17 protein-coding genes are annotated in these 16,705 nt (G+C 37.7%); 13 read left to right on the top strand and 4 right to left on the bottom strand.

Going from position 1 to position 16,705, the window contains the following annotated elements:
• Nucleotides 1–67 precede the first annotated feature (67 nt).
• The 7 genes from rbfA (at nucleotide 68) to CD31_RS19910 (ending at nucleotide 8,009) form a co-directional block, all read left to right on the top strand.
• Nucleotides 68–409: a 30S ribosome-binding factor RbfA gene (gene rbfA / locus CD31_RS19940; protein ID WP_004225003.1), complete on the top strand. Its 342-nt coding sequence runs from the start codon at nucleotides 68–70 to the stop codon at nucleotides 407–409.
• Between the two features lie 107 nt (nucleotides 410–516).
• Entirely contained in the window at nucleotides 517–1,428 is a 912-nt protein-coding gene (truB, locus tag CD31_RS19935) for a tRNA pseudouridine(55) synthase TruB (RefSeq protein WP_036080413.1), read from the top strand.
• A 12-nt stretch (nucleotides 1,429–1,440) separates the two neighbouring features.
• Nucleotides 1,441–2,388, top strand: a complete 948-nt coding sequence (ribF, locus tag CD31_RS19930; protein ID WP_016994542.1) for a riboflavin biosynthesis protein RibF — start codon at nucleotides 1,441–1,443, stop codon at nucleotides 2,386–2,388.
• A 173-nt stretch (nucleotides 2,389–2,561) separates the two neighbouring features.
• The gene (rpsO, locus tag CD31_RS19925; protein WP_004224992.1) at nucleotides 2,562–2,831 is read left to right on the top strand and encodes a 30S ribosomal protein S15; all 270 of its coding nucleotides are present in this window, start codon (nucleotides 2,562–2,564) and stop codon (nucleotides 2,829–2,831) included.
• A gap of 422 nt (nucleotides 2,832–3,253) precedes the next feature.
• Complete coding sequence (locus CD31_RS19920) at nucleotides 3,254–3,775, top strand: DoxX family protein (RefSeq protein ID WP_016994541.1); 522 nt, start codon at nucleotides 3,254–3,256, stop codon at nucleotides 3,773–3,775.
• An 806-nt stretch (nucleotides 3,776–4,581) separates the two neighbouring features.
• Entirely contained in the window at nucleotides 4,582–6,696 is a 2,115-nt protein-coding gene (gene pnp, locus CD31_RS19915) for a polyribonucleotide nucleotidyltransferase (RefSeq protein WP_036080410.1), read from the top strand.
• Nucleotides 6,697–6,785: 89 nt separating this feature from the next.
• Nucleotides 6,786–8,009, top strand: a complete 1,224-nt coding sequence (locus CD31_RS19910) for a M16 family metallopeptidase (RefSeq protein WP_016992816.1) — start codon at nucleotides 6,786–6,788, stop codon at nucleotides 8,007–8,009.
• 410 nt (nucleotides 8,010–8,419) lie between these two features.
• Here CD31_RS19910 and CD31_RS19905 read toward each other — a convergent pair whose 3' ends face one another.
• The 4 genes from CD31_RS19905 to CD31_RS19890 are packed head-to-tail and all read right to left on the bottom strand — an operon-like array spanning nucleotide 8,420 to nucleotide 10,889.
• Nucleotides 8,420–9,034, bottom strand: coding sequence for an ABC-2 transporter permease (locus CD31_RS19905; RefSeq protein ID WP_036080407.1), 615 nt, complete (start codon nucleotides 9,032–9,034; stop codon nucleotides 8,420–8,422).
• A gap of 10 nt (nucleotides 9,035–9,044) precedes the next feature.
• The gene (locus CD31_RS19900; RefSeq protein ID WP_036080403.1) at nucleotides 9,045–9,665 is read right to left on the bottom strand and encodes an ABC-2 transporter permease; all 621 of its coding nucleotides are present in this window, start codon (nucleotides 9,663–9,665) and stop codon (nucleotides 9,045–9,047) included.
• A 2-nt stretch (nucleotides 9,666–9,667) separates the two neighbouring features.
• Complete coding sequence (locus tag CD31_RS19895; RefSeq protein ID WP_036080400.1) at nucleotides 9,668–10,510, bottom strand: ABC transporter ATP-binding protein; 843 nt, start codon at nucleotides 10,508–10,510, stop codon at nucleotides 9,668–9,670.
• A 1-nt stretch (nucleotide 10,511) separates the two neighbouring features.
• Nucleotides 10,512–10,889, bottom strand: a complete 378-nt coding sequence (locus CD31_RS19890; RefSeq protein ID WP_036080396.1) for a GntR family transcriptional regulator — start codon at nucleotides 10,887–10,889, stop codon at nucleotides 10,512–10,514.
• Between the two features lie 142 nt (nucleotides 10,890–11,031).
• Between CD31_RS19890 and CD31_RS19885 the strand changes: the two genes are divergently transcribed.
• The 6 genes from CD31_RS19885 (at nucleotide 11,032) to CD31_RS19855 (ending at nucleotide 16,648) form a co-directional block, all read left to right on the top strand.
• Complete coding sequence (locus CD31_RS19885) at nucleotides 11,032–11,295, top strand: YlmC/YmxH family sporulation protein (RefSeq protein WP_004224966.1); 264 nt, start codon at nucleotides 11,032–11,034, stop codon at nucleotides 11,293–11,295.
• A gap of 9 nt (nucleotides 11,296–11,304) precedes the next feature.
• Nucleotides 11,305–12,084: an NAD(P)-dependent oxidoreductase gene (locus tag CD31_RS19880; RefSeq protein ID WP_016992822.1), complete on the top strand. Its 780-nt coding sequence runs from the start codon at nucleotides 11,305–11,307 to the stop codon at nucleotides 12,082–12,084.
• Entirely contained in the window at nucleotides 12,078–12,668 is a 591-nt protein-coding gene (locus tag CD31_RS19875) for a dipicolinate synthase subunit B (RefSeq protein WP_004224962.1), read from the top strand. The genes CD31_RS19880 and CD31_RS19875 overlap by 7 nt, the downstream gene beginning before the upstream one ends.
• Before the next feature lie 82 nt (nucleotides 12,669–12,750).
• A complete protein-coding gene (locus CD31_RS19870; RefSeq protein WP_036080392.1) occupies nucleotides 12,751–13,788 on the top strand; it encodes an aspartate-semialdehyde dehydrogenase in 1,038 nt (345 codons plus the stop codon).
• Between the two features lie 13 nt (nucleotides 13,789–13,801).
• Entirely contained in the window at nucleotides 13,802–14,701 is a 900-nt protein-coding gene (gene dapA, locus CD31_RS19865) for a 4-hydroxy-tetrahydrodipicolinate synthase (RefSeq protein WP_036080389.1), read from the top strand.
• Nucleotides 14,702–14,980: 279 nt separating this feature from the next.
• Nucleotides 14,981–16,648, top strand: coding sequence for a ribonuclease J (locus tag CD31_RS19855; protein WP_016992825.1), 1,668 nt, complete (start codon nucleotides 14,981–14,983; stop codon nucleotides 16,646–16,648).
• The last annotated feature ends 57 nt before the right edge of the window (nucleotides 16,649–16,705 follow it).

The following is a 16,705-nucleotide window of genomic DNA, read 5'->3' as shown; positions in this document are numbered from 1 at the left end:
GATAGTTGAGAGTGTGAACAGCAATAATATATCAACTATCTGTACATCGAAATAGAGGTGACAAATTATGTCTCTACGTTCAAACCGTGTTGCCGAGCAAATGAAAAAGGAGCTTGGTGATATTCTTGGCCGTAAAATAAAAGATCCGCGTGTTGGTTTTGTGACTGTTACAGGTGTTGAAGTAACGGGTGATTTACAGCAAGCGACTATTTATATTACATCTTTAGGCAACGAACGTGAACGAGAGGAAACGCTTAAAGCTTTAGTAAAAGCTTCGGGCTTCATTCGCTCTGAAATCGGATCACGTATTCGTTTACGACGTACACCAGAATTAATCTTTGAATTTGATTCATCGATTGAATATGGTAACCGTATTGATTCATTGCTTAGAGATTTACACAAAGAATAAGCTAAAAAAGTCTGCCACATGCATGTTTATGCAGGCAGACTTTTTATCTTCATGGAAAAGGTTATATTGCCAATGAATTATAGAGTAGGCAATTTGGGAGGAGCTATATGAACGGTATTTTACCGCTTTGGAAAGAAAGAGGCATGACGAGCCATGACTGTGTCTTTAAATTACGCAAAATTTTACGGACAAAAAAAGTTGGGCATACAGGGACACTTGATCCAGGTGTTGAGGGCGTACTGCCAATTTGTATTGGCCAAGCAACTCGAATAGCAGAATATTTAACTGACGCAGGGAAAACCTATGAAGCCATTATCTCAATAGGTCGTTCTACGACAACCGAGGATGCTGAGGGTGAAACCGTTGAAGAAGATCTTACGATAAAAAATTTTTCTCGTGAGCAGGTGTTAGAGGTTTTAGCTTCATTAACTGGCGTTATTGAACAAACACCACCCATGTTTTCAGCAGTAAAAGTAAATGGGAAGCGCCTCTATGAATATGCGAGAAAAGGCGAAAGTGTTGAAAGACCTACTCGCCAAGTAACAATTTATAATTTGGAGCTACTTGATGAGCTAGCACAATATGAGGGGCAAGAAATCACATTTCCTGTACGTATCGCTTGTAGTAAAGGGACATATATTCGAACATTAGCTGTGCAAATTGGTGAGGCTCTTGGCTATCCAGCACATATGAAGGAGCTTGTACGAACTGCTTCCGGTACTTTTACACGGGATAATTGTTTTACGTTAGCACAGGTTGCTGAGCTAATGGAGGATGAGCAAATAGCTACCTGTATTTTACCTGTCGAGTATGCATTAGCAGACTATCCATATATTGAGATTACGAGTGCTAATGAAAAAGAAATTTTCAATGGACAAGTGCTTCCAGCAGATGCATTATTAAATAGTCATGATAAAATTGTATACGGAATCAATGGAAAGGCAGTTGCGGTTTATCGGGCTCACCCTACAAAGGATGGGTTGATGAAGCCACATAAGATGTTTCCGACGATAGAGTAGGAGGATTTTTCAATGGAGGTCATTCATTTAAAATACCCACATCAATTACAGCAACGAGAAAGCATGCAGCCATATTCATTAGCTCTTGGCTTTTTCGATGGTGTACATAGAGGGCATCAAGCAGTTATCAAGGCAGCTAAGGAAGAAGGAAACAAGCGACAAATTCCTACTGCAGTGATGACATTCGATCCACATCCTTCATTAGTCCTTGGTGGACGTAACGAAAAGGTTTTTTATATTACACTCTTACAGCAAAAATTACAGCTGTTTGAAGAACAGGGTGTGGATACGGTTTTCGTTGTCCACTTCACTTCTGATTTTGCCAAACTTTCACCAGCGGCATTTATCGATACATTTATCCGTGGGTTAAATGTTCAGCATGTGACAGCTGGCTTCGATTATTCATTTGGAGCATTTGGTAAGGGAACAATGGAAGATATGCGTGTATTAAGCAATGGTGATTATGGCGTTACAATTGTTGAGAAGAAAACAGATGATGTTGAGAAAATCAGCTCTACCCGTATCCGCAAGCTATTACAAGAAGGCGATATGGAAGAAGCAACAGTCTTACTAGGGAGACCGTTTGAAATCAATGGGATTGTTGTACATGGTGATAAGCGTGGCCGTACTATTGGCTTCCCTACAGCAAATGTCCAAGCTTTAGAGGGAACGTTTATTCCAGCAAGTGGTGTCTATGCTGTTCGTCTGCTTGTGCAAAATAGCTGGTATGATGGTGTTTGTAATGTAGGCTATAAACCAACTTTCAAAGACCCAAATGATAAGCAATTATCGATTGAAGTCCATATTTTAAACTTTGATAAAAATATCTACGGTGAAGAAGTACATGTGGCATGGTATAAACGTATTCGAAGTGAACGGAAATTCGATGGTATTGAGGCCTTGAAATCGCAAATTGAAAAGGATAAACAAGAAGCAATCCGTTACTTTAACGCGCTATAATACGACTTCATCATTGTAGTCACATTATCCAAGTCGACGTTTTACTTGCTTGACTAAGTAATGTATGATAATATTCATAAGTGCATAAATGCTTAACCTTAGCTCGGTATATCGATGACTCCAACGTTTACTGTGCTAATGGGGATTAATTATAATTTAGGAGGTCCATACAAATGGCTATTACAAAAGAACGTAAAAACGAAATTATCGCTGAGTACCGTACTCACGAAAGTGACACTGGTTCACCAGAAGTACAAGTTGCAGTATTAACAGAGGAAATCAACGCTCTAAATACTCACTTACGTACTCACAAAAAAGATTTCCACTCTGAGCGTGGTCTTCTTAAAATGGTAGGTCGTCGTCGTCACTTATTAAAATATCTTCGTGAAACAGACGTACAACGTTACCGTGAATTAATCAACCGTTTAGGCTTACGTCGCTAATTCATAGCAAACGTAATCCTATATTAGACTGTAGACAAACATTCGTTTGTCTACAGTCTTTTTTTTTGAAATAAACATTGTTCATAATATTTTGTTCAACAATAAGCCATAACTTTTTTACACTACGATGAACGATAGATAAAAATGATTTGATACTGGATAAAAGGGTGATATATTCTAATCACATTTCACAGCCCATGTTATAGTCATTGCGATCATCATTTGCAAGTGCAATTGAAGTAGACTGCTATTATATTTCATGAAATCAATCCAGCAAATTATAGATAGAGGCTCAAACAATTGGTACATAAGCGTCAATCATACAATCTAAATGCTATCATTAAATACTAGTAAAACGATGGCTTTGGGTTAGAAAACTAGATGGTGAAATGTAAACTAAATCATTTAGAGGGGTGAGTAGGATGTTTAACCAATTATTAAGAGAGAATAATATTGTTGCAGTTATTCTAACAGTTATTCGTGTTTATTTAGGCTGGCATTGGCTTACAGCAGGTTGGGGAAAACTGTTTAATAGCTTTGATGCATCTGGCTTTTTAGCCAATGCGATTACAAATCCAGTGACAAGTGGAGAAGAGCTTGCATATCCACTGTATGTAAAGTTTATTGAATCATTTGCTTTGCCAAATGCTGGGCTAATTAACATTCTTGTGCCGTGGGGAGAATTTTTAGTAGGGCTAGGATTAATTCTGGGATGCTTAACGACATATGCTGCATTTTTCGGTATGGTCATGAATTTTGCTTTCTTAATGGCAGGTACGATATCTAGTAATCCGTGGGATATTTTACTTGCAATCTTTATAGCTGCTGCAGGTTACAATGCTGGGAAATTCGGACTCGACCGCTTCATTATGCCTATCATAAGTGAAAAGATGGCGAGAAATAAGAAAAAAGATGTAGTTCAACCTGTTGCTAAAATTACATAATAAACTTTTTTAGATATCTTATATTAGGAGACTACTCATTAGTCTGAATACCCCACCCATTATATGGGTGGGGTATTCATATTGTTGAAAAAAGAACACGTCACTAGCAGAAGAGATCTTTTTGCAAGGAGAGGTGGTGATTTCTGTTCCACCTGCGTCCTTTCCAGGGGGCGTCCAATGAACCGCTAAATCCCCTAGGAAAGAAGCTGGCTAACCATTCTGCAAAAGTGTCTTTTCCTCTTTCATACTAGTAGTGAACAAAATAGCCCATTATCTGTAGTAGTAGAGAGAATGGGCTCCTATTTTCACGGTGGAGAATTGATGCGTGACAACAGCCTCCATAAAATGAGTAGTGAAAACCTTCACTTTATTTAAAAACCTTTGCTAAAAAGTTAAAATTTGTGTTTCAACACTTTGTATAACCCGACTATTATTTACCAAGCTACTAACTTTTCTAGCTGATTCGACTTTCTTTTACCTTATAAGATGTTGTATGATAAGCTCCATGTTATAATAAGTCTATTGTTTAAACTTGTACGTGAAAAACTAATGTTAGCGAAGCAGTTATTTCCATTTACATACATTACTTTTCGTCAAGAAGGAATCAATATAAAAAAATCCATATACCAAAAATGCTTTTTCGATAAAATAAAGAAATAAATCTTAAATAAATTGGCAATAACTGAATTTAAATGTATGATTATTTCATGAAATATTATTTAGCATAGAACAAGCATTTTTGGTACACTTACTATTAGTACATACAGACGAAGTAAGTGTTTTTATAATAGAGAGGGGTTCATTGAATGAACGAAAAGAAAGTCTATTCCTATGAATGGGCTGGCCGTCCACTTGTAATTGAAGTAGGACAGTTAGCAAAACAAGCAAACGGAGCCGCATTAGTACGCTATGGCGATACTTCTGTACTTGCTACAGCAACAATGTCAAAATCACCTAAACCACTTGATTTCTTCCCATTAACAGTAAACTATGAAGAGCGTCTATATGCTGCGGGTAAAATTCCTGGCGGCTTTATTAAGCGTGAAGGACGTCCATCTGAAAAGGCGATTTTAGCAAGCCGTTTAATCGACCGTCCGATTCGTCCGATGTTCCCGGATGGTTTCCGTAATGAAGTACAAGTTATTTCTATGGTTATGTCAAATGATCCTGACTGTACATCTGAAATGGCAGCAATGGTTGGTTCATCACTAGCATTAGCGATCTCTGATATTCCATTTGATGGGCCAATAGCAGGTGTACAAGTTGGTTATATTGATGGAGAATTCATTGTCAACCCGACAGTAGAGCAATCGAATCGCTCAACAATTCATTTATCTGTAGCAGGGAACAAAGATGCTATTAACATGGTTGAAGCGGGTGCGCTTGAAGTACCAGAGGAAATTATGTTAGAAGCGATTATGTTCGGTCATGAAGAAATCAAAAAAATCATTGCTTTCCAAGAGCAGATTGTGGCAGAGGTTGGTAAAGAAAAGTTACCAGTGACACTATTTGAAATTGACGAAGCGATTCAAGCCGATATAAAAGCAGCTTGTGAGACTGATATGCATGATGCTATTCAAACGGCTGAGAAACATGCACGTGATGAGGCAATCCAAGCTGTTAAAGATCGAGTTATCGCTTCCTATGAAGAGCAAGAAGCAGATGACGAAACAATGAAACAAGTGTATACAATTCTTGATAAGATGGTAAAAGAAGAAGTACGCCGTCAAATCACGGAAGATAAGATTCGTCCAGATGGTCGTAAGCTCGACGAAATCCGACCACTTTCTTCTGAAACAGGCTTATTACAACGTACACATGGTTCAGGTCTATTTACACGTGGACAAACACAGGCACTTTCTATTTGTACATTAGGTGCGCTTGGTGATGTACAAATTATTGACGGTTTAGGTGTGGAAGAGTCAAAACGCTTTATGCACCATTATAACTTCCCGCAATTTTCTGTAGGGGAAACAGGACCAATCCGTGGGCCAGGTCGTCGTGAAATTGGTCATGGTGCGTTAGGTGAGCGTGCACTTGAAGCAGTAATTCCTGATGAATCGGTCTTCCCTTATACAATTCGTTGTGTATCAGAAGTACTTGAATCAAACGGATCAACTTCTCAAGCTTCTATTTGTGCATCTACTTTAGCCATGATGGATGCAGGTGTTCCATTAAAAGCACCAGTGGCAGGTATTGCTATGGGTCTTATTAAAAAGGGCGAGCACTATTCTATTTTAACGGACATTCAAGGAATGGAAGACCATTTAGGCGATATGGACTTTAAAGTTGCAGGTACAGCTAAAGGTGTAACAGCGCTACAAATGGACATTAAAATTGATGGCTTATCTCGCAATATTTTAGAAGAAGCACTGACACAAGCAAAAGTTGGACGTATGCATATTCTAGAATCAATGCTTGCTACACTGGCAGAGCCACGTAAGCAATTATCTGAGTTTGCACCAAAAATTGTTATTGTAAAAATTAATCCTGATAAAATTCGCGATGTAATTGGACCAGGTGGTAAACAAATTAACAAAATTATTGAAGAAACGGGCGTTAAGATTGATACGGAGCAAGATGGTACAATCTATATTTCTTCTGCTGATGAAGCAATGAATGCACGTGCAAAACAAATTATTGAAGATATCGTACGTGAAGCAAAAGTAGGAGAATACTACTTAGCAACAGTGAAGCGTATTGAAAAATTCGGAGCCTTTTGTGAAATCTTCCCAGGGAAAGATGGCTTGCTTCACATTTCTGAAATTCAAGAGGAACGTACGAAGCAAGTGGAGGACGTCTTAAAACTTGGCGATCAATTACTTGTGAAAGTGATTGAAATCGACAAGCAAGGTCGTGTGAATTTATCTCGCAAAGTAGTAATTCAAGAGGAAAAAGAGCGCGCTGAACAAGAAAAATAATATCGATCAAAAGGCTGCGTAAATTGCGCAGCCTTTTTCGATAGTAGCAAGAAGAATAGTAGAGGATTTTTATAATTGGGGGAGATAGTTTGGTTCAAGTACATACATGTCAGAATGGTGTTCGTATTGTATCAGAGCAAATTGATCATGTGAGATCGGTTGCATTAGGAATCTTTGTGAATGCGGGCTCTCGCTACGAGCTACCTGAAGAGAATGGTATCACACATTTTATTGAGCATATGTTGTTTAAAGGAACAGCAACTCGCTCAGCTCGTCAAATCGCTGAAGAATTTGATCGAATCGGAGGAGAGCTAAATGCCTTCACATCGAAAGAAAATACATGTTACTATGCTAAAGTTTTAGATCATCATGCGGAGCTTGCGGTCACAATACTAGCGGATATGTTTTTCAATTCTACATTTGCGGAAGAAGAATTAGAAAAAGAGCGACAAGTAGTATTAGAAGAAATATTAATGAGCGAAGATGCTCCTGATGATGATGTTCATGAGAAGCTGTGGGGCGTCATGTATCCGAATGATGCACTCGGTCGTCCAATACTAGGCACAGCTGCTACGTTAAAGACATTTACAGCAGATGCTATACGACATTATATGGATAAACATTATGGGCCAGAGTCCGTTGTTATTTCGATTGCAGGTAATATTTCATCTCAGCTTATGCAAACGATTGAAGATTTATTTGGACACTATCAACCTTCACCATATGCTATGGCGCCTGTCCTGACAAATCCTTCATTTTATCCAGGGGAAATTACAAAAATACGCGATACAGAGCAGGCACATGTTGCGATTTCATATCCAGCAATCGGTGTAAAAGACCCAGATATGTATAGCTTTATTGCGCTTAACAATATTATTGGAGGTAACATGAGCTCTCGCTTGTTTCAGGAAGTACGAGAAGAGCGTGGGCTTGCCTATTCAATTTTTTCCTATCAATCGTGTTATGCCGATGTAGGTGCTTTTACGATTTATGGTAGTACTAGTCGACAGCAATTAGCGCAGCTTCAGCACACGATCGATGCCACTTTATTAGATATTGTAGCGGGTGGTGTTACAGAGGAGGAGCTTGATAATGCGAAAGAGCAGCTTAAAGGTAGCTTTGTCCTTGGGTTAGAAGGGACAGGGGCGCGTATGAATCGTAATGGAACAAGTGAACTTGTCCATCGTAAGCATCGAACAGTAGACGAGGTTCTTAAATCGATAGATGCTGTATCGATGGAGTCAGTAGATCGACTGATTGCTAAAATTTTAAAAGCAGAACCAGCTATCTCAATCATTGGTCCTAGCGAATAAAAATATTTTAATAAGGATAGCATTTTTTCCAGGCTATAACGAATTTTTTATTATATTGATACCTAGAAAAGGAGAACTTTGATTATTTTCAAAGTTCTCCTTTTCTATTCGTTTATCATCATTAGCAAAATAGCCTATTATTTCCAATTTGGATAAGTGACAGCAGCCCTCCATAATGAGGAGTGCATACCTTTGCTAAAAAGGTAACACTTTGGGCTGGCGTGGAAGGTACTTCACGAGACAGACCAATCTCTAAACGGAGAGGTAGCGAAAGAGGCAGCTTTGCGCATACCCATAGGAATGCAAGTAGCCTGCAACGGAAATCCATTTCCATTTTAATTAACTGTTTTGTTATTCAATACGATTAAAAATAAGCAGCCAAATAAAGTAGCCTATTTTTTGATGACTGTTTAGTAAATCTCCTTTGCCATATATAAATAAAGACATTTGTAAAACACAATAAAACTGATGAGGATACTAACCAGTGTTGGTATGAACAAGATAATTAAATTTGCTGCTACTAGTGATAAATAGTAATGAATAACAAAATTTAGCAGAATGATAAGCACAACAGCTGTAAGCATTCTAACTGTTCGCATTCCCTCTGTTTCCTCAAGATGCTGAATATAAAATTGACTACAGATGAGGAAAGAGGCGCTACTTATATAAGCAAAGTACATAGCTAAATGCTCTATAAAATTTTCAGAGGCTTCAGGTTGTGAGAAATACGTTGGCGCTAGGACAATAAAGAGTAACGAAATAAGACCATAGCAAAATAGAAAATCGGATTGCAATTGTGTCTTCTTTGAAAGTGGTAGAGTATTGACATACACGTTCCACTTTACTTGACGATCGCCTCTATATAAATTATCTACGAGGTTGGCAGAAATAACGACAACAAATAATCCAATGGAAGGACTATCTACAAAAGGTATGTGAACAAAATTAAAAAGTAAACATATAATCATTGCAAAAAGAATAATCCATTTTTGTACGACAATTCTTTGTAACAATAGTGCTCGCATGAGATACCTCCTAAAACTCTTTTCTTTTATAAATAGCTGTAGAAACTAAAGAGGAGAGGCATAGCAGTAAAAGTCCGCCAAAAGGTGTTAAATAGACATATTGCTTTAAATATAAAAAGGTTTGGGGCATATCAGGAATATATTCTTTAAACATCCCTGTTAAGAAGCCAGGGATAAAACATAGCGCAATTAGGACGATCCTTCCTTTAATAGAGCCAAATTTAATATAGATAGGTAGTAACACGGCTAACGAACAGAGCGCCAATGTTACAATCAAATTAAACGTTAGGAAAAATTCTGTTTCGTTATTGGTAAAGAAATTGATAAAAAATAGGATAGGTAAAGCCATCACAAGGCCGATAATCATTAACATCACACTAAGTATATATTTACTAAAAACAATATCCGCTTTAGAAATTGGTAAAGTATTCGCATATTTATCCCACTTACTTTGTTCATCGTAGCTAAGCGCAGTTATCGCTTGTATCGTAACAATAAAGACAATAATAGCTAGGAGCATTGAGCTTTGCTGCATAAATATCGCCATCACAAGAAGAAATACAAGAACAAATGCTTGTGCTTTCATTTGACGTTGAATGGTCATTAAATCTTTTAAGATAAGTCCTACCATATTCAAACACTACCTTTCACAAAAAATAGCATGATATCTTCTATAGAAGGTCTTTCAAGTCTGAAAGCCTCATTTACTTCCTTTTTCAGCACTAATGCTTCTATTCCAAACGTACCAGGACGGGTTCTCAGAATAGCATGCTTCGGTAAGTCGTTTACTTCCTCACTATTTCCTTTGAAAATACCATATTCATATAAAAGAGCATCTTTACTCTCGCTCAATAAAATTTCACCATTATGAATTAACGTAATATAGTCAGCAATTTTTTCTAAGTCGCTTGTAATATGAGAAGAAAATAAAATGCTGTGCGTTTCATCCTGCATAAATGCTAAAAATAAATCCAAAATTTCATCCCGAATAATAGGGTCTAATCCACTTGTGGGCTCATCTAAAATCAATAGTTTTGGATGATGTGCCAATGCTAAGGCGATCGATAGCTTCATCCTCATCCCTCGTGATAGTTCCTTAATCTTCTTCCTCTTTGGCACCTTAAATTGAGCTAACCTTTCAAAATAATAGCCTGAATCCCATGTTTGAAATACTTTGCTCATGATTTTGTCGAGTTGCGTCGCATTTAGCGTTTCTGGTACATGTAAATCGTCAAATACAACGCCGATGTCGTTTTTTATCGATAGTTCATGTTCGACATGATCTTTGCCAAATAGCAAAATTTCGCCATATTCTTTTTTTAGTAAATTCAGCATGCATTTTATCGTTGTTGATTTCCCAGCCCCATTTTCCCCAACAAATCCCATGACAGTGCCTTGAGGGACGGAAAAACTTATATTTTTGAGAAAAAAGCCTTCAAAGCCCTTATGTAAATCATGAATTTCAATGGCGTTCATTTTACTGATCCTCCTCTAACATTAAAGATAGTAGTTCTCGCAATTCTTCACTAGAAAGTCCAGCGGTTTTCGCTATTTTTGCTGCTCTTTGCAAATGCCCCTCTACCTGCCGTAATAGCTCCTCACGTAGAAAGTCTTGATTTCGTTCTGTGACAAAGCTCCCTTTACCAGCGACTGTTTCAATGAAACCGTCTCGCTCTAAATCAGCATAAGCCCGTTTAGTGGTCATCACACTTATTTTTAAATCCTTTGCTAGAGCGCGGATAGACGGTAGTGCGTCACCTGCCTGTAATTTATTAGCCAAAATAGCCTCTTTGAGCTGTATGGTGATTTGCTCATAAATAGGTTTTTCACTCGCATTACTTAAATGGATATGCACAAATCATCACCTCTTATTACTGTATATACACACTATATACAGTTGGTGATGAAAATGCAACATATTCGTACTTTTGGTAGGGGTCACGATTTGCAAAAACTCGGCATATATTGAGGTAACGGCTCAAGGAGGGAGATGAGGCATGCTACTATCTGAGATGGTGGATAAGGAGTTAATTCAAATTGAGGGTGGCGTACATTTTGGCATCCTGGCACATACAGAATGCCTATTAGATGTGCAAACAGGGAAAATACATGGCTTTGAAATTGTGAAAGATAAACTACCATTCCAAAAAAAGAAAATGAAAGTTAGTGAAATGATACCTTGGCACGAAATTATTTTAATTGGTGAAGATCGTATTTTATTTAATAAGACATCTACAGTACAGTCAGAATATTTACAGTGAGGTGAGCTTTTGGAAAACGAAAAATGGCTTGTTATCGGTGAGGACTCCCGGTTAAAGGAACTAGCTACAATGCTAAGAAGTCCATCGAGAACAGTGTTTTATAAAAGAACGACCGTATGGAACGAAGAGTTAAATAAACTTGTTTTAGAATTCCAGCCCAATAAAATTGTACTACCCATTCTTCCATTAAAAATAGAAGTTGAGCAGCTCTATGGTATATCACAAGTGAAATTTTATACAGGTCGATTAACAATGCATTGGAAGCAGTTACTAGAGAAAAATGAATCTATTTGCTATTTACAGCAAGAATCATTTATTTGGCAAAATGCTCGATTAACAGCAGAGGGATTTATCGCCACGTTTTACGGACTCGAGCAAAAATGTATTTACGGACAAAATTTCACAATCGCAGGTTTTGGGCGCATCGCAAAAATGCTCGCCTCTTTACTAGTTAAGATGGGTGCAAATGTTCATATTGTTGCACGTTCAGTTGTACAAGTGAGTGAAGCAAAAGCATATGGTTATAAAGCAACGAATTTAGATGATCGCCAATGGTCTATTACGGATGGCATTTTTATAAATACAATTCCTGCTAAATGGATTACAGAGTCTTTTATAGAGCATGTTCCAACAGTTTTATACGACTTGGCTTCAGAGCCAGGCTGTTTAGATATAGATTCTGAGCAACTACAAACGTATGTACTATTGCCGTCATTGCCTGGGAAATACTTTGCACATGATGCAGCTACAATATTGTGCAAGGCAATAGAGGAGGAAGAAAATTGTTAACGGGGAAACGAATTGGCCTAGGTATTACTGCTTCCCATTGTACGTATGAAGATGTAGTACCTAAAATCCAAAATTTTATTGATGTCGGAGCAACAGTTATTCCAATTATTACGCATTCCGTTTTACATGCAGCTACTCGCTTTGGTACAGGAGAAGAGTGGATTGCAAAAATAGAAGCTTTGACAGGAGAAAAAGTTATTTCTTCTATAAAAGAGGCGGAGCCATTTGGCCCATCCAATCCATTAGATGCAATGGTCATCGCCCCCATGACAGGCAATAGCATTAGTAAATTTGCTAATGCAGCAACAGATAGCCCTGTATTAATGGCAGCGAAGGCAACTTTGCGTAATGGTTCGCCTGTAGTTTTAGGTATTTCCACAAATGATGCACTAGGCTTAAATGGCATAAATATTATGAAATTGTTAAATGCCAAAAATATATATTTTATTCCATTTGGTCAGGATGCCCCTCACTCCAAACCAAATTCTTTAATTGCTGATTTTGAGCAAATGGTGGATACTGTTCATGCAGCAATTACGCAGAAAAAGCAATTACAACCGCTGTTGATACAATATTTCAAATAAATAAGAGATTACACACAATTTTCAGTATTTTTGTGATACAATAGCACACATTATGGAACATGTATTCAAGGAGAGATGACAGATGACAAAGCAGTTAACAGTTGCGGTTGTTGGGGCAACAGGAGCAGTAGGAACAAAAATGATGGAGCAGTTGATTAAACGTAAATTTCCGATTGGACATATTAAATTTTTAGCTTCTGCTCGTTCAGCAGGAAAATCAATCGAATTTAATGGTGAAACATATACAATTGAAGAAGCGACACCTGAGGCTTTCGAAGGCGTCAATGTCGCTTTATTCTCAGCTGGTGGCTCAGTATCTGCCGCGCTTGCACCAGAAGCAGCTAAGCGTGGTGCAGTAGTTATTGATAATACAAGCCATTTTCGTATGGATCCAGAGGTACCGCTTGTTGTGCCTGAAGTGAATCGAGGCGACTTAGCGGAGCATAAAGGGATTATTGCGAATCCAAACTGCTCTACAATTCAAATGGTAGCTGCACTTGAACCAATTCGTAATGCATTTGGTTTAACAAAAGTAATTGTTTCAACTTATCAGGCAGTATCAGGTGCGGGGATTTCTGCGATCCAAGAATTAAAGGCACAAAGCGAAAACTGGGATGCAGGTAAAGATGTAGAAGCCAATATTTTACCGTCTGGTAGTGATAAACGTCATTACCCAATTGCTCGTAATGTCATTCCACAAATCGATAAATTCACAGATAATGGATTTACATACGAAGAAATGAAAATGATTAATGAGACGAAAAAAATCATGCATGCACCAGAGCTAAAAGTAGCTGCTACTTGTGTTCGTGTGCCAGTCGTTTCAGGTCACTCTGAATCTGTTTATATTGAGGTAGAGAAAGAAGCGTCAATCCAAGAGATTTTTGATGTATTACGCAATGCACCAGGTGTGGTATTACAAGATGATATTGCAACACAAACTTACCCAATGCCTATTTATGCAGAAGGGGAAGACGCTACTTTTGTAGGACGTATCCGTCAAGATTTAGACAACAGCAAAGGGTTCCATCTATGGATCGTTTCTGACAATTTATTAAAAGGCGCCGCATTAAACTCTATCCAAATTGCAGAAGCAATGCTTGAGGATAACTTACTATAAGAGGGGTGTAAGGATGAATTTAGGTCGAATTGGAACGGCTATGATTACGCCGTTCAAAAATGATGGCACGATTAATTATCCAGAACTAGAACGTATTATTAATCATTTAATAGACAATGGTACTGATTGTATTGTTGCTTGTGGTACGACTTCTGAAAACCCAACTATGTCTACAGAAGAGAAGATTGAAGTTGTTCGCTTTACAGTAGAGAAAGTAGCAGGTCGCGTACCAGTTATTGCAGGTACTGGGGATAATGAAACAGCTTACTCTATTGCAATGACACATAAAGCAGAAGAAAATGGAGCAGACGGCATTATGCTTGTAGCTCCCTACTATAATAAGCCAAATCAACGTGGGATTTATGCTCACTTTGAAACCATTGCTAAACAAACGAGTCTCCCAGTTATGCTTTATAATGTCCCAGGGCGTACAGGGGTCAATGTTGCCTATGAAACTTCTGTTGCATTAAGCAAGATTCCTAATATTGCTTGGATTAAAGAAGCGAGCGGTAACTTAGATCAGATGGGTGATGTTATTGAGAATGTAGATCCAGATGATAATTTCTTAGTGTATAGTGGGGACGATGGTTTAACACTCCCACTAATGGCCATTGGTGGAGCGGGTGTTATTTCTGTAGCTGCACACGTGGTAGGTAATGATATGCAATTAATGATTAAAGCGTTTGAAGAAGGAAATCATAAGCTAGCAGCCAAAATTCACCGAGCCTTATTACCTTTAGTACGTGCGCTGTTCGCTCAACCCAACCCTTCACCGATTAAATATGCGATGACAAAATTAGGATTTGATACACTCAATGTCCGTTTGCCAATGATGGAAATGACAGATGAAGAGAAAGCTAATTTTGACCGAATTTGGGATACGTATCAAGAAAAAGCGAAGAGTTTTAGATAAATAGTAACGAGGCTGATAGCATTTCAGCCTCGTTTTTTTATATCTTATAAAATAAAATGTTTTAACCAAATCTGTAACTCCTTGTCCTCACAAATACTAATTAAGCTCTATTTATACAGGATATCCAATTTTTGTTTGCCATCTGCTAGCAATAAGCAAATAGCAGGAAAATCTATTTCCAACGTGAAACATGTATTTTTAATTTGTGCAAAAGCTTTGCAAACCGTATAATAAATGTTAAGTGGTTGCTGTTCGGGATATTTTTTAGGAGGAAATAAATTGACAAAAAAGAAAAATGAATTAATCCGCATCATCCCTCTTGGTGGTGTAGGCGAAATTGGGAAAGCAATGTACGTAGTAGAAATTGATGAAGAACTATTTGTGGTGGATAGCGGCTTAATGTTCCCAGAAGATGAAATGCTAGGTATAGATATCGTGATTCCTGACATTACGTACTTAGAAGAAAATAAAGAACGTGTGAAGGGTATTTTCTTAACACATGGTCATGAAGACGCGATTGGGTCTATTGCCTATGTATTACAAAAAATAAAGGCACCTGTGTACGGATCAAAATTAACCATTGCATTAGCAAAGGAACATTTAAAAGAATTACCTGCACCACATCAGGTGAAGTTTTTTGAAGTAACAAACCGTAGTCGTATGAATTTTAACTCAACGTATGTAACATTCTTCCACACAACACATAGTATTCCCGATTCGTTAGGGGTAGTGTTCCATACATCTGAAGGCGCGATTGTTCATACAGGAGAGTTTAAATTCGATCAGTCAGCGACAGGTAAATTTAAACCTGATTTAGCAAAAATGGCACAGCTAGGAGAAGACGGCGTCTTTATTCTATTATCGGAGTCTTGCGAAGCTGAGCGACCAGGATATACGACATCAGAGATTGTCATTGAAGAACAATTATCAAAAACATTCCACTCAGCACCAGGTCGTATTTTAGTAGCTGTTTACGCATCAAACTTTATTCGAATTCAACAAGTATTTGCTCAAGCCCAGAAATCATTCCGTAAGGTTGTGATTGTGGGTAAACCATTGGAAAAAGCGGTTGATCTAGGCGTACAGCTTGGCTATTTAACAGTTGAAGAAGATACAATAATTCCGATATCGGAAATGCAAAAATATCAAGATGATGAAATTATCATTATTACAACAGGCAATAGAGGAGAACCCCTCGATGCTTTAGAAAAAATTGTCCGTAAACACCATCGTGACATTAAAATTAAACAAGGTGACACGGTACTAATCACCTTTACACCTTCTCCTGGCATGGAAGTTCAAATGGCAAATACAATGAACTCTATGTCAAAAGCAGGCGCTGAAATTTTGACTTCTAGCAAAAATGTTCATGTTTCAGGACATGGTAGTCAAGAAGATTTAAAGCTGATGCTAAACTTAATGCAACCAAAGTATTTTATTCCTGTACAAGGAGAATACCGTATGCTAATTGCACACTCAAAATTAGCACAACAGCTTGGTATGCAAAAATCCCAAATTTTTATCGCTGATAAAGGGGATATCGTAGAATATAAAAATAATAAAATGCGCATGAGTGGTCGTGTACAAGCTGGTAATGTCTTAATTGACGGTATTGGTGTAGGCGATGTAGGTAATATTGTACTTCGTGACCGTAAATTATTATCGCAGGATGGTATTTTCATTGTGGTGGTAACATTAAATCGAGCACAAAAGAAAATTGCCTCTGGCCCAGAAATTTTATCACGAGGCTTTGTCTATGTACGAGAATCAGAGGAATTAATGATTGAGGCTTCTGACATTGCGAAGAATGTGATTGAAAAGTACGTTGGGAAAGAAACCTTTGAATGGACGAATATTAAACAAGAAATTCGAGATACGCTAAATACGTATTTATTCCAAAAAACAAAACGTCGCCCAATGATTATTCCTATTATTATGGAATATTAATTGAACAAACTCATCGTATATGCTTTGAGGAAAAAATAAATGAAAAAGGATTTTCTC

Origin of the sequence: Lysinibacillus boronitolerans JCM 21713 = 10a = NBRC 103108 (assembly GCF_000772935.1) — a bacterium.
Classification (GTDB): domain Bacteria; phylum Bacillota; class Bacilli; order Bacillales_A; family Planococcaceae; genus Lysinibacillus; species Lysinibacillus boronitolerans.
This window is presented reverse-complemented; position numbering and strand designations above follow the sequence as displayed.